Origin of the sequence: Agromyces sp. NBRC 114283, assembly GCF_030268405.1 — a bacterium.
Classification (GTDB): domain Bacteria; phylum Actinomycetota; class Actinomycetes; order Actinomycetales; family Microbacteriaceae; genus Agromyces; species Agromyces mediolanus.
Window position 1 is genome coordinate 741,099 of sequence record NZ_BSQP01000001.1, and the last position, 19,873, is coordinate 760,971.

Annotated in this window: 19 protein-coding genes; 10 read left to right on the forward strand and 9 right to left on the reverse strand. The window is 72.9% G+C overall.

From position 1 onward, the window contains the following. The first annotated feature begins 46 nt into the window (after positions 1-46). Positions 47-799: a TrmH family RNA methyltransferase gene (locus QSJ60_RS03580; protein ID WP_285462608.1), complete on the forward strand. Its 753-nt coding sequence runs from the start codon at positions 47-49 to the stop codon at positions 797-799. 234 nt (positions 800-1,033) lie between these two features. Further along, positions 1,034-2,062 (forward strand): magnesium and cobalt transport protein CorA, encoded by a 1,029-nt coding sequence (locus QSJ60_RS03585; protein WP_285462610.1) that lies wholly within the window; start codon positions 1,034-1,036, stop codon positions 2,060-2,062. A gap of 48 nt (positions 2,063-2,110) precedes the next feature. On the opposite strand, the gene QSJ60_RS03590 is transcribed toward QSJ60_RS03585, so the two are convergent. Continuing rightward, positions 2,111-3,970, reverse strand: a complete 1,860-nt coding sequence (locus QSJ60_RS03590; protein WP_285462611.1) for a YhgE/Pip domain-containing protein — start codon at positions 3,968-3,970, stop codon at positions 2,111-2,113. Next, on the reverse strand, positions 3,967-4,629 hold the full coding sequence (locus QSJ60_RS03595; protein ID WP_285462613.1) for a hypothetical protein: 663 nt from the start codon (positions 4,627-4,629) through the stop codon (positions 3,967-3,969). Before QSJ60_RS03595 ends, QSJ60_RS03590 begins: the two co-directional genes overlap by 4 nt. Before the next feature lie 182 nt (positions 4,630-4,811). On the opposite strand from QSJ60_RS03595, the gene QSJ60_RS03600 reads away from it, so the two are divergent. After that, the gene (locus QSJ60_RS03600; RefSeq protein ID WP_285462615.1) at positions 4,812-5,147 is read left to right on the forward strand and encodes a hypothetical protein; all 336 of its coding nucleotides are present in this window, start codon (positions 4,812-4,814) and stop codon (positions 5,145-5,147) included. A gap of 127 nt (positions 5,148-5,274) precedes the next feature. On the opposite strand, the gene argG is transcribed toward QSJ60_RS03600, so the two are convergent. Beyond that, positions 5,275-6,699 carry an argininosuccinate synthase gene (gene argG / locus QSJ60_RS03605; RefSeq protein WP_230768330.1) on the reverse strand — a complete coding sequence of 475 codons (1,425 nt, stop codon included), beginning with the start codon at positions 6,697-6,699 and terminating at the stop codon, positions 5,275-5,277. Between the two features lie 208 nt (positions 6,700-6,907). On the opposite strand from argG, the gene QSJ60_RS03610 reads away from it, so the two are divergent. The 3 genes from QSJ60_RS03610 to QSJ60_RS03620 all read left to right on the forward strand — a co-directional run bounded on the left by QSJ60_RS03610 (position 6,908) and on the right by QSJ60_RS03620 (position 10,241). Further along, positions 6,908-8,362, forward strand: coding sequence for a S8 family peptidase (locus QSJ60_RS03610; RefSeq protein ID WP_230768332.1), 1,455 nt, complete (start codon positions 6,908-6,910; stop codon positions 8,360-8,362). A 114-nt stretch (positions 8,363-8,476) separates the two neighbouring features. Next, positions 8,477-8,953, forward strand: coding sequence for a DUF3151 family protein (locus QSJ60_RS03615; protein ID WP_230768334.1), 477 nt, complete (start codon positions 8,477-8,479; stop codon positions 8,951-8,953). Between the two features lies 1 nt (position 8,954). After that, entirely contained in the window at positions 8,955-10,241 is a 1,287-nt protein-coding gene (locus tag QSJ60_RS03620; RefSeq protein WP_189084320.1) for an adenylosuccinate synthase, read from the forward strand. Positions 10,242-10,356: 115 nt separating this feature from the next. On the opposite strand, the gene QSJ60_RS03625 is transcribed toward QSJ60_RS03620, so the two are convergent. Continuing rightward, positions 10,357-10,575, reverse strand: coding sequence for an antitoxin (locus QSJ60_RS03625; RefSeq protein WP_189084321.1), 219 nt, complete (start codon positions 10,573-10,575; stop codon positions 10,357-10,359). Positions 10,576-10,774: 199 nt separating this feature from the next. Here QSJ60_RS03625 and QSJ60_RS03630 point away from each other — a divergent pair, with 199 nt between their 5' ends. Beyond that, positions 10,775-11,419, forward strand: coding sequence for a GNAT family N-acetyltransferase (locus QSJ60_RS03630; protein ID WP_285462616.1), 645 nt, complete (start codon positions 10,775-10,777; stop codon positions 11,417-11,419). A gap of 14 nt (positions 11,420-11,433) precedes the next feature. On the opposite strand, the gene QSJ60_RS03635 is transcribed toward QSJ60_RS03630, so the two are convergent. The 5 genes from QSJ60_RS03635 to QSJ60_RS03655 form a co-directional block, all read right to left on the reverse strand. After that, entirely contained in the window at positions 11,434-12,174 is a 741-nt protein-coding gene (locus QSJ60_RS03635) for a sulfite exporter TauE/SafE family protein (protein WP_285462618.1), read from the reverse strand. Between the two features lie 65 nt (positions 12,175-12,239). Beyond that, positions 12,240-13,727 carry a sodium/solute symporter gene (locus tag QSJ60_RS03640; RefSeq protein WP_285462620.1) on the reverse strand — a complete coding sequence of 496 codons (1,488 nt, stop codon included), beginning with the start codon at positions 13,725-13,727 and terminating at the stop codon, positions 12,240-12,242. Then, complete coding sequence (locus QSJ60_RS03645; protein WP_230768341.1) at positions 13,724-13,981, reverse strand: DUF485 domain-containing protein; 258 nt, start codon at positions 13,979-13,981, stop codon at positions 13,724-13,726. The genes QSJ60_RS03640 and QSJ60_RS03645 overlap by 4 nt, the downstream gene beginning before the upstream one ends. A 359-nt stretch (positions 13,982-14,340) precedes the next feature. Next, positions 14,341-15,072: a LytR/AlgR family response regulator transcription factor gene (locus QSJ60_RS03650; protein ID WP_285462622.1), complete on the reverse strand. Its 732-nt coding sequence runs from the start codon at positions 15,070-15,072 to the stop codon at positions 14,341-14,343. Beyond that, positions 15,069-16,292, reverse strand: coding sequence for a sensor histidine kinase (locus QSJ60_RS03655; RefSeq protein ID WP_285462623.1), 1,224 nt, complete (start codon positions 16,290-16,292; stop codon positions 15,069-15,071). Before QSJ60_RS03655 ends, QSJ60_RS03650 begins: the two co-directional genes overlap by 4 nt. Before the next feature lie 195 nt (positions 16,293-16,487). Between QSJ60_RS03655 and QSJ60_RS03660 the strand changes: the two genes are divergently transcribed. The 3 genes from QSJ60_RS03660 (at position 16,488) to QSJ60_RS03670 (ending at position 19,793) form a co-directional block, all read left to right on the forward strand. After that, complete coding sequence (locus QSJ60_RS03660) at positions 16,488-16,865, forward strand: DUF485 domain-containing protein (protein WP_189084328.1); 378 nt, start codon at positions 16,488-16,490, stop codon at positions 16,863-16,865. Next, positions 16,862-18,499 carry a monocarboxylic acid transporter gene (locus QSJ60_RS03665; protein ID WP_285462625.1) on the forward strand — a complete coding sequence of 546 codons (1,638 nt, stop codon included), beginning with the start codon at positions 16,862-16,864 and terminating at the stop codon, positions 18,497-18,499. The genes QSJ60_RS03660 and QSJ60_RS03665 overlap by 4 nt, the downstream gene beginning before the upstream one ends. A gap of 382 nt (positions 18,500-18,881) precedes the next feature. Beyond that, the gene (locus tag QSJ60_RS03670) at positions 18,882-19,793 is read left to right on the forward strand and encodes a DMT family transporter (RefSeq protein WP_285465249.1); all 912 of its coding nucleotides are present in this window, start codon (positions 18,882-18,884) and stop codon (positions 19,791-19,793) included. Positions 19,794-19,873 lie beyond the last annotated feature (80 nt).

Consider the following 19,873-nt stretch of genomic DNA (forward strand, 5'->3'; position numbering starts at 1 on the left):
GCGCACCGAAAAGTGCCTGGAGGGCGGGGCGAGTACCGTGGCACAGATGAACGACGCCGCCCCCGCAGCGCCCCGAGACGGCGCAGCGTCCCGAGACGGCGCAGCGCGCCGAGGCGCAGCGCCGGTCCTACCCGCCGACGGTGCAGCGTCTGCGGACGGTGCAGCACCGGAGGTCGAGCTCCCGAGCGGTGTCGGCCCCTGGCCCGGCGGACGCGACGCCTGGCCGAGCGAGCCGCACTACGACCCCGAGCTGCTCGAGCACGGCGACCGGCGCAACGTCGTCGACCGCTACCGCTACTGGCGGCTCGAGGCGATCGTGGCCGATCTCGACGAGCGGCGGCACGGCTTCCACGTCGCGATCGAGAACTGGCAGCACGACCTGAACATCGGTTCGATCGTGCGCACCGCCAACGCCTTCGCCGCCGACACGGTGCACATCATCGGCCGCCGCCGCTGGAACAAGCGCGGCGCCATGGTCACCGACCGCTACCAGCACCTCGATTACCACGAGGACCTCGCCGGCTTCGCGGCGTGGGCGCACGAGGCATCCCTGCCGATCATCGCCGTCGACAACATCCCCGGCGCCGCGCCGATCGAGGCCTTCGAGTGGCCCGAGCGCTGCGTGCTGCTCTTCGGGCAGGAGGGCCCGGGCCTCTCGCCGGAGGCGCGGGCGATCGCCGGCGCCGTCGTCGAGATCACCCAGTACGGCTCGACCCGCTCGCTGAACGCGGCCGCGGCAGCCGCGATCACGATGCACTCCTGGGTGCTCGCCCACGCGACCCCCGCCCCCCGCGTCTGACGCCCCACCCCTCCTTCCCTCGTCGCCCCCTCCCCCCACCCCACCCGCTCGGCAAGACGTCAGTAATCGTGGGTGGCGTCGCCCGAGCACCCGCAGAAAGTGCCGTCTTGCCGGGCGGGTGAAGGGGCGTGGGAGCGGGTCAGGAGGCTGGGGGCGTGGAGATGGGCGGCGTGGCGCGAGGCCGGGCGCGCGAGGCATCCCGGCCCGGCCCCGCCCGCGTGCCAGACTGACGCCGTGACCGTCATCGACAACGCCGTGTACGTCGACGGGCGACGCGTGGCGACGCCCGTGAGCCTCGACGACACCTTCGAGGCGCTGCAGGCCGCGCCGGGCGGCTTCGCCTGGATCGGCCTGTACCGCCCCGACGCGGCCGAGCTCGAGGTCGTCGCGAAAGAGTTCGGGCTGCACGAGCTCGCCGTCGAGGACGCGCTGGCCGGCCATCAGCGGGCCAAACTCGACCGCTACGGCGACACCCGCTTCGTCGTGCTGCGCCCCGCCCGCTACCTCGACGCCGAGGAGCGGGTGGAGTTCGGCGAGGTGCACCTGTTCGTCGGGCAGGACTTCGTCGTCGGCGTGCGGCACGCGGAGTCGCCGGACCTCGGCCGGGTCCGCGCCCGACTCGAGTCCGACGGGCTGCTCGCCCGCGGCCCGATGGGGGTGCTGTACGCGGTGCTCGACCAGGTCGTCGACGAGTACGCGCCCGTGGTCGCCGGTCTCGAGAACGACATCGACGAGATCGAGGACGAGCTGTTCTCCGGCGAGGCGGCGGTCGCGAAGCGCATCTACGACCTCTCGGGCGAGGTGATGGAGTTCCAGCGGGCGACGAAGCCGCTCGTCGGGGTCATCGAGACGCTCCGCGCCGAGCTCGACGCGGGAAGCTCCGACGACGACTCCGGCCTCGAGCTGCGCCGCTCGTTCCGAGACGTGCTCGACCACGTCATCCGCATCACGGAGAAGGCGGACGAGTTCCGGCAGACCCTGCAGAACGCGCTCAGCGTGCACGCCACCCTCGTCGCGCAGCGGCAGAACGAGGTCATGCAGTCCCTCACCGAGACGAGCCTCGCGCAGAGCGAGCAGACGAAGAAGATCTCCAGCTGGGCGGCGATCTTCTTCGCGCCGTCGCTCGTCGCGGGCATCTACGGCATGAACTTCCACAACATGCCCGAGCTCGGCTGGGAGGCGGGCTATCCCTTCGCGATCGTGCTCATGATCGCCTCGGCCTCGGTGCTCTACCTCATCTTCAAGTCGCGCCACTGGCTCTAGCCGCCCGGCCGGGGCCGGGCAGCGCCCGGCCCCGGGTGCTCGCCCCGCTCAGCCGATGAGGCTCGGCTGCAGGTCGCGCAGAGTGCGGAAGTGGGTCATCCGAGTCACGCCGATCGCGGCGAGCACGAGCCCGCCGGCGAGCCAGATCGCGAGCACCCCGGCATCCGTCCAGGCGCGCGACAGATCGCCGCCGTACATGAACTGGCGCATCATGTCGACGACGTAGCCCATCGGCAGCACGTGGTGCAACGCCGCGAGCGGCGCGGGCAGCGTCTGCCACGGGAAGGTGCCGCCCGCGGTCACGAGCTGCAGCACCATGAGCACGAGGCCGAGGAACTGCCCGACCGAGCCGAGCCACACGTTCAGCGCGAGGATGATCGCCGCGTACGTCGCCGAGGCGAACACCATGGTGCCGACGACGCCGAGCGGATGGTGCATCTGGAAGCCGAGCGTCACCGCGAGCACGACGTAGAGCGCCATCATCTGCACCGCCCCGAGGAGCCCCGGCGTCAGCCAGCCGGCCAGCGTGATCCGGATGGGGGAGTGCAGCGCCGTCACCGCGCGCCGGGAGATCGGCTTCACGATGAGGAAGAGCGCGTAGATGCCGATCCAGCCGGCGAGGGCCGCGAAGAACGGTGCGAGCCCGGCGCCGTAGTTGCCGGCCTGCGTCACCTGGCTCGTCTCGAGCGTGATCGGGTCGGCGATCGTCGCCGCCTGCGCGTCGCGCGTGGCCTGGGAGGAGTCCGGGATCTCGGCGACGCCGGCCTGCAGCCCGTCGCGGAGGGTGCCGGCCCCGGTCTCGAGTTCGCCGAGGCCGGCCTGCAGCGTGCCGAGGCCGTCGCGCAGCTGGGCCGCGCCGCCCGCCGCCTGCGCGGCGCCGTCGGCGGCGGTGCGGGCGCCCGCGGCGAGCTCCGCCGAGCCGTTCGCCACCTGGCGGCTGCCGTCGGCGAGCCGGTCGACCTGGCCGACGACCTGCTGCACCCGCTCGTTGCCGTCGACGATCGCGGTGCCGACGACGTCGAGCCGGGCGAGCACGGCGTCGATGGTGGCCTGATCGAGTCCCTGGGCGCGCAGCAGCGCCTCGATCTCGGCGCGGGCCTGCGGCACGTCGGCGGCGGCCTGCGCGACGACGGAGCCGACCCGGTCGGCGGATGCCGCGAGCTCGGCGTTGCCGTCGGCGACCTGCCCGGCGCCGTCGGCGAGGGTCGCCGAGCCGTCCGCGAGCTGCGCGGTGCCGTCGCGCAGCTGCGCCGTGCCGTCGGCGAGCTGCCCGGCCCCGGCGCCGAGCTGCCCGGCGCCGTCGCGCGCGGTGCCGGCGCCGTCGGTGAGCTGCGCCGCGCCGTCGGCCGCCTCGCCGAGCTTGCCGCGGATCGTCGAGATCGAGTCGAGCAGCGTGGACGCCGCCTCCTGCCCCACCTTCTCGGCGATCGTCGTGCGGATCTTCTCGACGGCCTGCTTGCCGATCGTGCCCGCGAGGTAGCTGTTGGCGTCGTTCGTGGCGAGCACGATCTCGGCCTGCCGCGGGGCATCCGTCTGCACCGAGGCGAGCGCCTCGGAGAAGTCGCGCGGGAAGGTGATGGCGAAGTCGTAGCGCGACTCGTCGAGCCCCTGCTCGGCCTCCTCTGCCGAGACCCGGTGCCAGTCGAAGGCGCCGTCGGCGACGACCTCGGCGGCGATCTCGTCGCCGACGTTCCGAGCGGCGGCGTCGGCGGTGGCCGGCGTGCCCTCGTCCTCGACGACGAGCGCGACGGGCACCTCGGCGAACTTCGCGTACGGGTCCTGGTTGGCCCAGAGGTAGAGGCCGCCGTAGAGCACGGGCACGGCGACGAGCGCGAGCAGCGCCAGCACCGACATCTTCGTGGACGTGAGCCGCCGGAACTCGGCCGCGATCATCTGCGGGATCTTCACGCGATGCCTCCCTCGGCGAGCGGCAGCTCGTCATCCGGCTCGTCGGGTCCGTGCATCCTCGCGATCATCGCGGCCGCGCCGATGGCCGCCGCCGAGGCGTCGCCGGCGATGACGAGCAGCGCGAAGCCGCGATCGGCGAGTCCCTTCGCGAGCTCCCACCACTCCATCGGGTCGCCGCCGTGCCGGTCGGGCGAGACGATCACGAGGCCCTCGACGCCCTCGCGGAGCAGCGCGAGCTCGGTGAGCAGGCGCAGCCTGGCGTGCGGCGCGACGTTCGCGATCGGCACGCGCGCGATGTGGTCGAGGCCGAGCTGGCCGAGCCAGCGGCCGACCGAGACCGGGTTGGACGGGATGCCGGCGAACATGAGCTCCTCGGCGGCGACGCCGCCGAGGGTGATGTCGGGCGCGGGGTCGCTGACCTCCGGCGCGTCGACGAGGGCGATGCGGCGGCGGATGGCCGAGGCATCCGCCTTGCCGTCGATGACGACCTCGCCGGAGTCGGGGCGCATGCGCCCGGACGCGATGAGTCCGAGCACGGTGGGCCGCTGCTCGGTCTCGGCTCTCGCGAGGGTCGCGCGACCGGACTCGAATCCGACGGTGGTCGGGGGCAGCGCCTGCCCGTCCCGACCCTTGGCGACTCCGCGGAGCTCGATCCTCACGCGCCCTCCTCCTCGTCTGCCTCGTGGGCAGACCCCCATTGTCCTCCCCTCGGGCGGGCTTCGCTGCGCGCCCCCGAACGGGGGTGAGGATTCCTCTTGTTGGCGGGGCTGCGCAGTGCTTTGCTGACCCTGACCGCATACCCGCATGACGCGGTCGTCCGAACCCGAGAATGGAGCCCATCATGGCCGAGCGCAGCATCCGGCGCGCCGTCGCCGTCCTCGCCGCCGTGCCCTTCGCCGCGGCAGCACTGCTGGCGACCGCGTCGCCGGCGTTCGCCTCGAGTCCCGTGGACGGGGACCACAAGGTCCCCTACTGCCACGCGACGCACAGCGAGAAGAACCCCTACGTGTACATCGAGACCGACAAGCTCGCGGTCGTCAAGGCGCACGCCAAGCACCAGGACGAGGAAGACGTCTACCCGGGCTTCTGGTACGACGACCAGGGCACCGCCGTCTGGATGGAGGGCCGGGGCGACCCGCTCTTCGCCCTGAGCGGCTGCACCCAGGTCCCGCGCTAGCCAGCAGCGCGATCCGAGCGGCGCCCGAACCGCCGCCCCGACCGCCGGCGTCCGAACGCCGCGCGAGACGACGCAGCCCGGCACCATCGAGGTGCCGGGCTGCGTGGTGCTCGGGTCGTGGCTCCGCTCAGTCGGTGCCGAGGTCGAATGCGGCGGCCTCGATCGCGGCATCCGTCGCGGCGGAGGCGGCGTCGTCGGCCGGCGCGGCGATCTCGGCGGCCTCGCCCTCGGCCAGGTCGCCGACCAGGGCCGCGGTCGAGCCGCCGACGATGCCGAGGTGCGCGTACTGCTCGAGGCGGCTGCGCGAGTCGGCGATGTCGAGGTTGCGCATGGTCAGCTGGCCGATGCGGTCCTCGGGGCCGAAGGCGGCGTCGCCGACGCGCTCCATCGAGAGCTTCTCGGGCTGGTAGCTGAACGCCGGGCCCTCCGTGTTCAGGATCGTGTAGTCGTCGCCGCGGCGCAGGCGCACGGTGACCTCGCCGGTGACCGCCGAGGCGACCCAGCGCACGATCGACTCGCGCAGCATGAGCGACTGCGGGTCGAGCCAGCGGCCCTCGTACATGAGCCGGCCGAGGCGGCGGCCCTCGTTGTGGTAGTTCGCGATCGTGTCCTCGTTGTGGATCGCGTTCAGCAGGCGCTCGTACGTGAGGTGCAGCAGGGCCATGCCCGGCGCCTCGTAGATGCCGCGCGACTTCGCCTCGATGATGCGGTTCTCGATCTGGTCGCTCATGCCGAGGCCGTGGCGGCCGCCGATGCGGTTCGCCTCGAGCACGAGCTCGACCGCGTCGTCGAACTCGATGCCGTTGATCGCGACCGGGCGGCCCTGCTCGAAGCGCACGGTGACGTCCTCGGCGGGGATCTCGACCGACTCGTCCCAGAACTTCACGCCCATGATCGGCTCGACCGTGGTGATACCGGCCGAGAGCTCCTCGAGCACCTTCGCCTCGTGCGTCGCGCCCCAGATGTTCGCGTCGGTCGAGTAGGCCTTCTCAGCGCTCGCGCGGTAGGGCAGCTCGCGCTCGAGCAGCCACTCGCTCATCTCCTGGCGGCCCCCGAGCTCGGTGACGAAGGCCGAGTCGAGCCACGGCTTGTAGATGCGCAGGCGCGGGTTGGCCATCAGGCCGTAGCGGTAGAACCGCTCGATGTCGTTGCCCTTGTAGGTGGAGCCGTCGCCCCAGATGTCGACGCCGTCCTCCATCATGGCGCGCACGAGCAGGGTGCCCGTCACCGCGCGGCCGAGCGGCGTCGTGTTGAAGTACGTCTTGCCGCCGGAGCGGATGTGGAACGCGCCGCACTGGAGTGCCACGAGGCCCTCCTCGACGAGCGCCGCCCTGCAGTCGACCAGGCGGCTGAGCTCGGCGCCGTACTCGAGCGCGCGGCCGGGCACGGCCTCGACGTCGGGCTCGTCGGGCTGGCCGAGATCGGCGGTGTAGGTGCAGGGCACTGCGCCCTTCTCGCGCATCCAGGCGACGGCGACGGAGGTGTCGAGCCCCCCGGAGAAGGCGATGCCGACGCGCTCGCCGGCGGGCAGGGAGGTGAGGACCTTCGACATGGCCTCCAGCCTAGTTGCGCGGGCGGGGTCGTGACGCCGCCGATCCGGAGACGCGACCCCGCTGTGTCCCCCGTGCGGGGGTGGCTAGACTCGCGAGCATCGGCCAGCCCGGCGACGACGCCGGGGCGCCCGCGATCCGCGGGACGGCCGGTCCCGGTCGACGACGTGGTCGACCGTGCATCCATATCCCCTCGAACGGAGACAGGGAATGAATCGCAAGGTGATCGGCACGGCGTGCGCCGCCGTCCTCGCCATCGGCCTCCTGGGCGCAGCCGGTACCCCGGCCGCGGCCGACGACGGCCAGGAGCACAGCTATCTGGTGCTCGGGCCGCAGGGCCAGGGCACGAAGAACGCCCAGAAGCGGGTGACCGCCGCAGGCGGCACCGTGGTCGCGGCGTACGACCAGATCGGCGTGCTCGTCGTGCGGTCGTCGTCCGGCGACTTCGCCTCGCGCGTCGGCGGCGGCCTCGAGGTCGCCGCGACCGACGGGCTCGGCACCACGCTCATCGACGACGAGGCCGCGGCCCCGGTCGACCCCGCGGCCCTCGGCGCGCCGGGCGACCCCACCGCCGAGCCGCTGTGGGGCCTGCAGTGGGACATGCAGCAGATCGACGTCGCGGAGGCGCACGGCGTGACGACGGGCGATCCCTCGGTCGTCGTGGGCGTGCTCGACTCGGGCATCGACTCGAGCCATCCCGACCTCACCACGCAGATCGCGTACGAGCAGAGCGCGTCCTGCATCGGCGGCGTCGTCGACACGGACGAGGCCGCCTGGAACCCGACGACCTCGGACCACGGCACCCATGTCGCCGGCACGATCGCCGCGGCGATCAACGGCGTCGGCATCGCGGGCGTCGCGCCGGGCGTGAAGGTCGCCGCGGTGAAGGTCGTGAACGACGACGGCTACATCTACCCCGAAGCGGCCATCTGCGGCTACCTCTGGGCGGCCGATCACGGCATGCCGGTGACGAACAACAGCTATTACATCGACCCGTGGGAGTTCAACTGCGTGAACGACCCGAGCCAGCGGCCCGTGTGGCAGGCCGTGCAGCGGGCGCTGCGCTACTCCTCGGCGAAGGGCACGCTGACGGTGGCGTCGGCGGGCAACAGCAATGTCGACCTGCAGCACAAGTTCGTCGACTCGACGAGCCCGAACGACGGCAGCGCCCCGGTCGAGGACCGCACCATCACGGGCGCCTGCCGCGACCTGCCCGCCGAGGCGCCCGGCGTGGTGACCGTGTCGGCGGTCGGCCCGACCGAGCAGAAGAGCTACTACTCCTCGTACGGCCAGGGCGTGGTCGACGTGACCGCCCCCGGCGGTGACACCCGCTTCCGCACGCAGGGCGCGAGCCGCACCGTCGCGGACGGGGTGCTGTCGACCGTCCCCGGCGGCTGGGGCTACAAGCAGGGCACCTCGATGGCCGGGCCGCACGCCGCCGGCGTCGCGGCGCTCGCCGTCTCGGCGCACCCGGGCATGAAGCCGGGGCAGCTCGCGTCCTTCCTCGAGCGCACGGCGACGCCGCTCTCCTGCCCGGCCGGGGTCTACAACCCGGTGCCCCTGTGGGCGGGCAGCGAGACGGCCTACGAGGCCAGCTGCACCGGCGGCGCGCGCAACGGCTTCTACGGCGCGGGCAACGTCAACGCCTTCAACGTCGTGCAGTAGCGCGGAGCCCACGGGGGTCGGGTCGCACGGCCCGGCCCCCGTGGCGTGCGCGCGCCCGGCCGCGCTCCCGGGCCGCCTCCCGGGCCGCCGGGCGGCCTCGCGATATGGTGGAGTGTGACTCCTGACGAAGCATCGGCGGAGACCGAGATCACCCTGGCCGACGAGCCGGAGGTGCGCGAGGCCCTCGCCACGAGCGACCGCAGCGCCGTGCAGGCCGTCGTCGCCGAACATCCCTCGTCGCCCCTCGCCTGGGCCGAGCTCGCCGACCTCGCCGACTCCGAGGGGCGGGCCATCGAGGCCTACGCCTTCGCCGCGGCATCCGTCGAGTTCGCCCGGGCCCAGCTGGCCGCGGCCGGCTGGACCGAGGGCGACCCCGTGCGCTGGGCCGAGGAGCCCAACCGCGCCTACCTGCGCGCCCTCGACGCCCAGCGTCGCGCCGCGCTGTCCCTCGGGCTCGGCGATCGCGCCGACGCGCTCGCCGCGCAGCTCGAGGCCGCCGATTCCGAGGCGCCCGCTCGCATCGCGAGCGAGTTCACCCCGACCCAGCTCATCACCGTGATCCCGGCGACCCCGCCGGCAGGAGAGGACTGATATGCCCGCGGTCGTACTCGTCGGAGCCCAGTGGGGCGATGAAGGCAAGGGAAAGGCCACCGACCTCCTCGGTTCCCGTCTCGACTATGTCGTGAAGTTCAACGGCGGCAACAACGCCGGGCACACCGTCGTCGTCGGCGACGAGAAGTACGCCCTGCACCTGCTGCCCTCGGGCATCCTGACGCCGGGCGTCACGCCCGTCATCGCGAACGGCGTCGTCGTCGACATCGAGGTGCTGTTCGAGGAGCTCGAAGGCCTCGCGAGCCGCGGAGTGGATGTCTCGAAGCTCCGCATCTCGGCGAACGCCCACGTCATCACCCAGTACCACCGCACGCTCGACAAGGTGACCGAGCGCTTCCTCGGCAAGCGCCAGATCGGCACCACCGGTCGCGGCATCGGGCCGAGCTACGCCGACAAGATCAACCGCGTCGGCATCCGCATGCAGGACCTCTTCGACGAGAACATCCTGCGGCAGAAGGTCGAGGGCGCCCTCGACCAGAAGAACCACCTGCTCGTGAAGGTCTACAACCGCCGCGCGATCGCCGTCGACGAGATCGTCGACGAGCTGCTCGGCTACGTCGAGCGGCTGCGCCCCATGGTCACCGACACGGCGCTCGAGCTGCACCAGGCGCTCGGCCGCGGCGAGACCGTGCTCTTCGAGGGCGGCCAGGCCACGATGCTCGACGTCGACCACGGCACGTACCCCTTCGTGACGTCCTCGAACGCGACCTCGGGCGGCGCGATCACCGGCTCCGGCATCGCGCCGAACCAGATCGACCGGGTCATCGCCGTCATCAAGGCGTACACGACGCGCGTCGGGGCGGGCCCCTTCCCGACCGAGCTGTTCGACGAGTGGGGCGACTTCCTCACCGAGAACGGCCACGAGTTCGGCACGACGACCGGTCGCCGCCGCCGCACCGGCTGGTACGACGCCCCGATCGCCCGCTACGCGGCGCGCATCAACGGCGTCACCGACTTCGTGCTCACGAAGCTCGACGTGCTCACCGGCATCGAGCGCATTCCGGTCTGCGTCGCCTATGACGTCGACGGCGAGCGCGTCGACGAGGTGCCCGTGTCGCAGTCCGACTTCCACCACGCGAAGCCGATCTACGAGGAGTTCCCCGGCTGGACCGAGGACCTCTCCGGCGCGCGCGAGTTCGCCGACCTCCCCGCGAACGCCCAGGCGTACGTGCGCGAGCTCGAGGCGATGAGCGGCTCGCGGATCTCGGCGATCGGGGTCGGCCCCGAGCGCGACGCCATCGTGCAGCTGCACGACCTGCTCGACTAGCGCGAGCCGGCCGGCCCGCCGGCCCGCCCCCGCACCGGGGCGCGCGGTGGCCCGAACACGCCACGAGGGGCGGATGCCGATGCATCCGCCCCTCGTGGCGTGGCCGCCGGTGGCGCTACTCGTTGCCGATGGCGCCGTCGACCGAGTCGCGCGCGCCGTCGATCTGCTCGTCGAACTTGCCGCCCGTGACCTTCTTCGCGAAGCCGGCGACGCCGTCGAGCACCGAGTCGCTGATGCCCTCGGCCTGCTCGCTCTTCAGCGCCTCGTTGATCTTGTCCTTGTTCTCGTTGATGAAGTCGCCGGCCTGCTTGGCCGCGTCGTCCAGTGCACCCATGCTCGGTCCTCTCAGTACTCGCTCGGAATGGCGGTTTCGCCGTCATCGTCGCACACGCCGAGCCGCACCGGAAGGGGGCATTCCGGCCGGCCCGACGCGCGGCGACATCTCCGAAGAATGGCCGATCGAACGAGCATTTCCGGCTCGACCGGGCGCTGGGCGCCCGTCGGCGTTCGTCCGCGCGTGCCAGACTCGATCTGTGACCGCGACCCTTCCCGCCCGCGCCGAGCTCCGAGGCAGCCGCATCCGGCTCTCGCCGTGGCAGTCCGACGACCTCGCCGGCCTCTTCGAGGCGCTCGCCCGTCCCGAGGTCTTCGCCGGCGGGTATGGCGGCGGTCCGGCCGGGCTCCCCGCCGACCGCGTCGCGTTCGAGCGATGGGCGACCGGCTACTACGGCAGCACGGCCGGCGCCGAGCAGCGGCCCTTCACCGTGCGCCTCATCGGCGGCCCCGACGACGGCCGCATCGTCGGCGCGACGAAGCTCGCCGACTTCGATCTGCCGAACGAGTCGACGCACATCGGCTGGACGGGCTACGACCCGCGCGTCTGGGGCACCGCCGTGAACCCCGAGGCGAAGCTGCTGCTGCTCGGGCTCGCTTTCGCGAACGGCTTCGGCCGGGTGAAGATCCAGGCGGATGCCGCGAACGCCCGGTCCCGCGGCGCGATCGAGAAGCTCGGGGCGAAGCTCGACGGCGTCATGCGGCGCGACAAGCGCCGGGCCGACGGCAGCTGGCGCGACAGCGCGGTGTACTCGGTCATCGTGGACGAGTGGCCCGAGGTGCGCGCCGGACTCGAGGCGCGGCTCGCGGCCTTCGGCGACGGGCCGGTGCTGCTGCGCGGGTGAGTTCGGCGGCGCCCTCAGCCGAGCAGTTCGAGCGCGCCGTCGACGAGGGCGGCGGCGCCGCCGAGGTAGGCGATCGCGATGACCGCGATGCGGGCGGCGCGGTGGCTGATCCGCGTGTGCAGCAGCTCGCCGAGCACGAGGCCGACGAGCAGCGCGGCGATCACCCAGGGCCAGGCCCCCGGCTCCAGCTCGGGCAGCTGCCAGCCGGTCGTGGCGAGCTTGCTCCCGAGCGCCGCGGAGCCGATCACGATGAAGTACGCCTGCGCGGTCGCCGCGAAGCCCGTCTGCGACCAGCGGCTCGCGACCGCGTAGACGCTGAGCGCGGGCCCGCCGACCCCGGCCGCGGAGTTCATGAACCCCGAGGCCGCGCCCGTGAGGATCGCCGGCGGCGCCCCGTGCACGACGTGCTCCGTGCGGGTCACGACGAGGGTGACGGTGAGGGCCACGATCACGAGTGCGCCGATGCCGAGCTGCAGCCAGGGCCCCGGGATGGCCGTCGCGGCGAGCGTGCCGAACAGGGTGCCGACGAGCGCGGGGACGACGAGCCAGGCGAAGCGGCGCCACTCCACCTGCTTCCACACCCGCGGCAGGATGAGCAGCGACGACAGCACGGCGCAGACGTTCACGATGATGACGCCGTCGAAGGGGCCGAGCAGGATGACGAGGGCCGGCGAGGCGATGAGGGCGAACCCCATGCCGGTGATGCGCTGTGCGAACGCGCCCACGAGGACGGAGATCGCGACGGGCAGCAGCACCGATCCAGCCTAGCCGGGGCGGTCGTGCGGTGTCGGTTGACGGCCGGGCGGGAGGCCCGCTCCGCTCAGCGCAGCCGTTCAGGCACGTGCAGGCGGGCGAGGAACGCGTCGGCGCTGCGCGGCATCCGCCGCCGGTCGGCGAGCGAGACGAGCACGATGACCGCGACCGCGAGCGGCACCGTCCACGCCGCGGGCTGCTCGACGAGCGGGCGGAGCCACGCGGGCGCGGCCGCCGTCGCCCCCGCGGCGCTCGCGAGGATCGCGCCGCCCGACAGCAGCGCCCCCGTCACCATGCCCGCGATCGCGCCGCGCGCCGTGAGCCCGCGCCACCAGATGCCGAGCAGCAGCACCGGGCAGAGCGTCGATGCGGTGAACGCGAAGACAAGGCCGACGCTGCCGGCGAGCCCGGCCGACTCCGTCACGAGCGCGACGGCGAGCGGCACGAGCGTCGAGAGCACGGCCGCGATGCGGAAGCCGCGCACGCTGCCGCCGAGCAGGTCCTGGCTGACGACCCCCGCGAGGGACACCACGAGGCCCGAGCTCGTCGAGAGGAAGGCGGCGAAGGCCCCGCCGACGACGAGGGCGGTGAGCAGCTCGCCCCACGGGCCCGGCACGAGCAGCCCCGGCAGGAGCAGCACGAGCGCGTCGGCCTGCCCCCGCTCGGCGAGCTCCGGGGCGAACGCCCGGCCCAGCAGCCCGAACACCGTCGGGAAGACGTAGAACGCCGAGAGCAGGGCGAGCACGATCACCGTCGTGCGGCGGGCGGCCGCGCCATCCGGGTTCGTGTAGAAGCGCACGAGCACGTGCGGCAGGCCGAGCGTGCCGAAGAGCAGCGCCACCATCAGGGACACCGTGCGGTATGCGTCGAGCCCGTGCGGCCCGGCCTCGACCGGGAACGCCAGTTCGGGCGCCAGCGCCGCCCGCGCCTCGAGGCCGGGCACGCCGCCCGCGACGACGATCAGCAGCGCCACCACCGGCACCGCGAGCGCCGTGAGCTTCAGCCAGAACTGGAACGCCTGCACGAAGGTGATCGAGCGCATGCCGCCCGCGACGACGACCACCGCGACGATCACGGCGACCGCGAGCGAGCCGGCCCACGGCGGCAGCCCGGTCGTGATCCGCACGGTCAGCGCGGCGCCCTGCAGCTGCGGCACGATGTAGAACCAGCCGACGAGGATGACGAGGGTGCTCGTCACCCGGCGCACCCAGCGCGACTCGAGTCGCGCGGCGGTGAAGTCGGGGATCGTGTACGCCCCGCTGCGGCGGAGCGGCGCGGCGACGAAGAGCAGCAGCATGAGGTAGCCGGCCGTGTAGCCGATCGGGAACCAGAAGCCCGTCGAGCCGCTCAGCAGCACGAGCCCCGCGACGCCGAGGAACGAGGCCGCGGACAGGTACTCGCCGCCGATCGCGGAGGCGTTCCACCACGGTCGCACCGTGCGGCTCGCGACGTAGAAGTCGCCCGTCGTGCGGGAGACGCGAAGGCCGTAGAAACCGATCAGCGCCGAGGCCAGCGAGACGACCGCGATCGCCGTGTAGCCGGTGACGGGGTTCACGCGTCGTCCTCGGCGAGCTGGCGGAAGCGCGCTTCGTTGCGGGCGGCCGCTCGCGCGTAGAGCACGCCCACGGTGATGGCGAGCGGGTACAGGCCGAAGGCGAGCAGCAGCCAGGAGACGGGGACTCCGGCGACGAACTGCGCGTCGAGCCCGGGCACCAGCACGATCGCGGCGACGAAGAGCGCGGTCGCGACGCAGAAGCCGCCCGCGAAGACGAGGCCCAGCCGCAGCTGCGAGCGGATGAGGGAGCGCACGTAGACGCCGCGGATGTCGCTCGTCGGCGCCTCCGGCGGCCGGTCGAGCCGGAGGGCGGCGCGCGGCGGCGCCGGGCGGGGCGTGCCGGCCGCGGTGACGCGGACGCGGGCGGGCCGGGTCCCTGAGCTCGACTGGTTCCCTGAGCTTGTCGAAGGGTGTTGGTTCCCTGAGCTTGTCGAAGGGTGTTGGTTCCCTGAGCTTGTCGAAGGGCGCGGCTCCCCTGAGCTTTTCGAAGGGTGTTGGTTCCCTGAGCTTGACTGGTTCCCTGAGCTTGTCGAAGGCCGCGGCTCCCCTTCGACAAGCTCAGGGGACCAGGGCGGCTCCCCTTCGACGGGCTCGGGGGACCAGGTCGGCTCGCTCACGGGCGGGGCCGCACGCTCGACTGCGCGAGCCGGTCGCGCAGGCCCGGCAGCATGCGGCGGCTCACGGGCAGTTCGACGTCGCCCACGACGACGGCCGGATGGTCGGAGCCGAGCCGGATGCGCGAGACGTGCGCGAGCGCGACGAGGTACGAGCGGTGCACCCGCACGAAGCCGGCCTCCGCCCACTGCTTCTCGAGGTCGGAGATCGGCACCCGCACGAGGTGCGTGCCGCCCTCGGTGTGCAACCGGGCGTAGTCGCCCTGCGCCTGCACGTAGCGCACCTCGTCGCGCCGGATCATCCGGGTCGTCCCGCCGAGCGGCACCGCGATCATCTCGCCGGCCGGCGAGGCATCCGGCGCCGGCGGCCGCAGCGCGTCGACGATGCGACCGACCGAGCGCTGCAGCCGCTCGGCGCGCACGGGCTTCAGCAGGTAGTCGACCGCGGCGAGGTCGAAGGCCTCGAGCGCGCCCTCTTCGTCGGCGGTGACGAAGACGAGTGCCGGCCGGTGCTCGAAGCGCTGCAGCGCGCGGGCCAGGTCGAAGCCGGAGAGGCCGGGCATATGGATGTCGAGGAAGGCCGCGTCGACCGGCTCGCGGGTGAGCAGGCGCACCGCCTCGGCCCCCGAAGAGGCCTGGTGGATGACGCCGACGCGCGGATCCTGGCCGAGCAGGTACACCAGCTCGTCGATCGCGGGCTGCTCATCGTCGGCGACGAGGACGGAGATCACGCTTCGAGTCTCCCATCCCGCTCGGGTCGCGGCACCGGGGGCGGCGCCGCCTTCGGCACCCGCATCCGCACGAGGGTGCCCGCGCCCACGGCCGTCTCGACGACGAGGCCGTGCTCGTCGCCGTACACCTGGCGGAGCCGGGCGTCGACGTTCCGCAGGCCGACGTGCGCGCCGCCCTGCCCGCCGGCGAGGACCTCGCGGATGAGCTCGGGGTCGAAGCCGACGCCGTCGTCCTCGACGCTGATCTCGGCGTACGCGCCCGAGTCCTCGGCGGTGATCGTGATGCGGCCGCCGCCCTCCTTCGCCTCGAGGCCGTGCCGCACCGCGTTCTCCACGAGCGGCTGGATCGACAGGAACGGCACCACCGCGCCGAGCACCTCCGGCGCGATCTGCAGGGTCACCCGCAGCCGCTCGCCGAAGCGCGCCCGCTCGAGGCGCAGGTAGCTGTCGATCGAGCCGAGCTCGTCGGCGACGGTCGTGAACTCCCCGTGCCGCCGGAACGAGTACCGCGTGAAGTCCGCGAACTCCAGCACGAGCTCGCGCGCCTGCGCCGGGTCGGTGTTGATGAACGAGGCGATCGCGTTCAGCGAGTTGTAGATGAAGTGCGGGCTGATCTGCGCCCGCAGCGCCCGCACCTCGGCCTCGGCGAGGGCCGTGCGGGAGGCGTCCAGCTCGCCGAGCTCGACCTGCGCGGCGACCCAGTCGGCGACCTCCGCGGTCGCGCGCACGAGCCCGGCCCGCACCGGGGCGGCGAACGCGACGATCGCCCCGACCGGGCGGCGGCCGACGAGGATGGGGGCCGCGACGGCATCCGTCTCCCGCGCGCCGTGGCGCGCCCGCCCCGAGCGCGGCACGCGGCGCTGCACCTGCGGCCGTCCCGAATCGTGCGCGGCGGCGGCGAGCTCCGCGGCCGTCTCGCGCAGGCCGTCGTCGCCCTCGAGCGCGACGACGCCGCCCGGGTCGACGATCGCGAGGGTGTCGCAGCCGAGCAGTGCCTTCAGGTGCCGGCCCGCGCGCTTCGCGTCCTCGACGCCGACGCCGCCGCGGAGGTGCGCGGCCGCCCGGGAGGCGAGGTGCAGCGTCTGGTAGGTGGCGCGCTCCGCCTCGGTGCCGAGCTCCTTCGAGGAGACCACGAGGCGGCGCAGCAGCACGACGAGTCCCACGGCGAGCGCGCCGGCGACGACGCCGGCCGCCGCGGCCACCACCAGGGACTCGGGCATGCAGGCCAGCGTAGCGATCGTTCATCGCGAGCGGCCGCCGTTCGTCGCACGATCGGGACCGCTCGGCGACGACGAGCGGCGTCGGCCCCCGGCGGCCCGCGAGCGACGGCAGCATGGTCGCACCGCGGCCCGCAGCCTCTGGCATCGAGGGGCCGCACGGTGCGATGTCGCACCGACGACCTCGAAGGAGACGCCATGGGCAACGACGCCCTGAGCGCGGAGGAGACGAACCGTCCCATCGTCGACTACCGCGCGGTCCAGCAGTCGGAGCGGTTCCAGCGGTTGAGGAGGCGCCAGCGCGGGTTCGTGTTCCCCGTGCTGGCCGCCTGCCTGGTCTGGTACCTCGCCTACGTGCTGCTCGCCAGCTACGCGCACGACTTCATGTCCACGCCGGTCTTCGGCAGCGTGAACGTCGCGATGCTGCTCGGGCTCGCGCAGGTGGTCACCACCTTCGCGGTGACGACCTGGTACGTGAGCTTCGCCAATCGTCGGCTCGACCCGATCGCGAGCGAGATCCGCGAGGAGATCGAGGCGGAGATCGCGGATGCCTCGAACGCGGAGGTGTCGCGATGAGCGCCGCGGTCCTCGGCCTGCGTCACGCCGCCGAGCCGGCCGCGAGCGCGCCCGGTGAGCCGTGGCTCAACATCGCGATCTTCGGCGCCTTCGTCGCGATCACGATGATCATCGTGTTCCGCGCCAGCCGGAACAACAAGACCGCCGCCGACTACTACGCCGCCGGCCGCTCCTTCACGGGCGGCCAGAACGGCTCGGCGATCGCGGGCGACTACCTCTCGGCGGCGTCGTTCCTCGGCATCGTGGGCGCCATCGCGATGACCGGGTACGACGGCTTCCTCTACTCCATCGGCTTCCTCGTCGCCTGGCTCGTCGCGCTCCTGCTGGTCGCGGAGCTGCTGCGCAACACCGGGCGCTTCACCATGGCCGATGTGCTGTCGTTCCGGCTGAAGCAGAAGCCCGTGCGGATCGCCGCCGCCATCACCACCCTCGTCGTCTGCTTCTTCTACCTGCTCGCGCAGATGGCGGGCGCGGGCGGCCTGGTGTCGCTCCTGCTCGGCATCAGCGACACGCTCGGCCAGTCGCTCGTGATCACCGTGGTCGGCGCGCTGATGATCCTCTACGTGCTCGTCGGCGGCATGAAGGGCACGACGTGGGTGCAGATCATCAAGGCGGTGCTGCTCATCGCCGGCGCCGGCGTGATGACGGTGTGGGTGCTCGCGATCAACGGCTTCGACTTCTCGGCGCTGCTCGACCAGGCCGTCGCCGTCGCCGAGAACCCCGCCATCCTCGACCCGGGCCTGAAGTACGGGGTCTCCGACCTCTCGAAGGTCGACTTCCTCTCGCTCGGGCTCGCGCTCGTGCTCGGCACCGCGGCCCTGCCGCACGTGCTGATGCGCTTCTACACGGTGCCGACGGCGAAGGAGGCCCGCAAGTCGGTCGTCTGGGCGATCTGGCTGATCGGCATCTTCTACGTGTTCACCCTCGTCCTCGGCTACGGCGCCGCGGCGCTCGTCGGGCCGTCCGTCATCGCCGCAGCGCCCGGCGGGCCGAACTCCGCCGCGCCGCTGCTCGCGTTCTCGCTCGGCGGCCCGCTGCTGCTCGGCCTGATCTCCGCGATCGCGTTCGCGACGATCCTCGCGGTCGTGGCCGGGCTCACGATCACGGCGGCCGCCTCCTTCGCGCACGACATCTACGCCTCGGTCGTGAAGAAGGGCAAGCCGGCGGCCGGCGCCGAGGTGAAGGTGGCCCGGCGCACGGTGGTGATCATCGGCATCGTCGCGATCATCGGCGGCATCGGGGCGAACGGGCAGAACGTCGCGTTCCTCGTGGCGCTCGCGTTCGCGGTGGCCGCCTCGGCGAACCTGCCGACGATCGTCTACTCGCTGTACTGGAAGCGCTTCTCCACGAAGGGCGCGCTGTGGAGCATGTACGGCGGCCTCGCCTCCGCCATCCTGCTCATCGCCTTCTCGCCGGTGGTGTCGGGCTCGGAGACCTCGATGCTGAAGACCGACGCGATCGACTTCGCGTTCTTCCCGCTGTCGAACCCGGGGATCGTCTCGATCCCGCTGGCGTTCTTCCTCGGCTGGCTCGGCACCGTGCTCGATCGCGGCACCGAGGACCCGGCGAAGCAGTCGGAGATGGAGGTGCGCTCGCTCACGGGCATCGGCGCCGAGAAGGCGAGCGAGCACTGATCCGCCCGGCGGCGCGTGGGGGCGCGCCGCCGGGCCACCCGTTCGGCGCGTCGGGAACGCCTGCCCGCGTCGCGCCGGCACCCGTGACCGAGCCGCCCGCGTTCCATCGGACGCGGGCGGCTCGGTGGCGTTCGCGGCAGGTCCGCCGGGGAACGGGCGACGGGCGCGGCTGCCGATCCTCGGCGGATTCCGGACAGGGATGCCTCGGGCCGTTCCGGCCGTCGGCGGCCGGCCGTAGCCTCGACGGGTGAGCAGCATCGACCCCCGCGACGCCCCGGCGGACGCCACCCCCGCGGCATCGGCCGCGACGGCCACGGCCGGAGGCGCGGCCGTGCCCGCTCCCGGGCCGAAGCGGTGGTCGACGTGGGCGCAGTTCCTCGTCATGGGCGTCGTCTGGGGCGCGAGCTTCCTGTTCATGAAGCTCGCGCTCGCCGGGGTGAGCTTCGGGCAGATCGCCTGGTCGCGGGTGCTGCTCGGCGCCCTCACCCTCGGCGTGATCGTGGCCGTGACGCGCCCGCGCGTGCCGGGAGCCGACGGCCGCCCCGGTCCGGTGCTGCCGCGGGAGCCGATCGTCTGGCTGCACTTCCTCGTCGTCTCGTTCGCGACCTGCGTCGTCCCGTACCTGTGCTTCGCGTGGGCCGAGCAGTACGTCTCCTCGAGCCTCGCGTCGATCTACAACGCGACGACGCCGATCATGACGGCGCTCATGGCGACCCTCGTGTTCCGGGTCGAGCGGCTCGGCCTCAGCCGTTGGGTCGGGGTCGGCATCGGCATCGTCGGGGTCGTCGTCGTGATCGGGCCGTGGCAGTACCACGCCCTCACCGGCAGTCTCGCGGGGCAGCTCGCCTGCCTCGTCGCGACGGCCTGCTACGGCTTCAGCTTCGGGTACCAGCGCAAGTTCCTGAGCCAGCGGCCGATCGCGCCCGCGACGTTCGCCTTCCTCTCGATCGGGGTCGCCGCGCTGGTCATGCTCGCGCTCACCCCGTGGCTCGCGCTCGGGCCGGTGCGGCTCGACGGGACGGTCGTCGCCTCGCTGCTCGCGCTCGGCATCCTCGGCACGGGCTTCGCCTACATCTGGAACATCAACGTGCTGCGCGCCTGGGGTCCGACGGGCACCTCGACGGTGACGTACGTCACCCCGGTCGTCGGCGTCGCCCTCGGCGTGGCGCTGCTCGGCGAGCGGTTCGGCTGGCACGAGCCGATCGGCGCCCTGCTCGTGCTGCTCGGCATCCTGCTCGCCCAGGGCCGGCTGCGCCTGCCGCGGCGCGCTGCGGCGGAGGCCCCCGCGGCGTAGCGGCGCGAAGCACGGCGGCGGGCGCCGGTCGCGAGGGATTCCTGCGCGGCGCTTGACACGGGGGCGCCGACGTGGTTGGT

What these genes read in the sequence shown, in the direction of transcription:
- QSJ60_RS03600 (WP_285462615.1), top strand. Translation starts at nt 4,812, where the DNA reads ATGGCCGAGCGCAGCATCCGGCGCGCCGTCGCCGTCCTCGCCGCCGTG.
- QSJ60_RS03620 (WP_189084320.1), top strand. Translation starts at nt 8,955, where the DNA reads ATGCCCGCGGTCGTACTCGTCGGAGCCCAGTGGGGCGATGAAGGCAAG.
- QSJ60_RS03665 (WP_285462625.1), top strand. Translation starts at nt 16,862, where the DNA reads ATGAGCGCCGCGGTCCTCGGCCTGCGTCACGCCGCCGAGCCGGCCGCG.
- QSJ60_RS03660 (WP_189084328.1), top strand. Translation starts at nt 16,488, where the DNA reads ATGGGCAACGACGCCCTGAGCGCGGAGGAGACGAACCGTCCCATCGTC.
- QSJ60_RS03580 (WP_285462608.1), top strand. Translation starts at nt 47, where the DNA reads ATGAACGACGCCGCCCCCGCAGCGCCCCGAGACGGCGCAGCGTCCCGA.
- QSJ60_RS03610 (WP_230768332.1), top strand. Translation starts at nt 6,908, where the DNA reads ATGAATCGCAAGGTGATCGGCACGGCGTGCGCCGCCGTCCTCGCCATC.
- QSJ60_RS03670 (WP_285465249.1), top strand. Translation starts at nt 18,882, where the DNA reads ATGGGCGTCGTCTGGGGCGCGAGCTTCCTGTTCATGAAGCTCGCGCTC.
- QSJ60_RS03625 (WP_189084321.1), bottom strand. Translation starts at nt 10,575, where the DNA reads ATGGGTGCACTGGACGACGCGGCCAAGCAGGCCGGCGACTTCATCAAC.
- argG (WP_230768330.1), bottom strand. Translation starts at nt 6,699, where the DNA reads ATGTCGAAGGTCCTCACCTCCCTGCCCGCCGGCGAGCGCGTCGGCATC.
- QSJ60_RS03655 (WP_285462623.1), bottom strand. Translation starts at nt 16,292, where the DNA reads ATGCCCGAGTCCCTGGTGGTGGCCGCGGCGGCCGGCGTCGTCGCCGGC.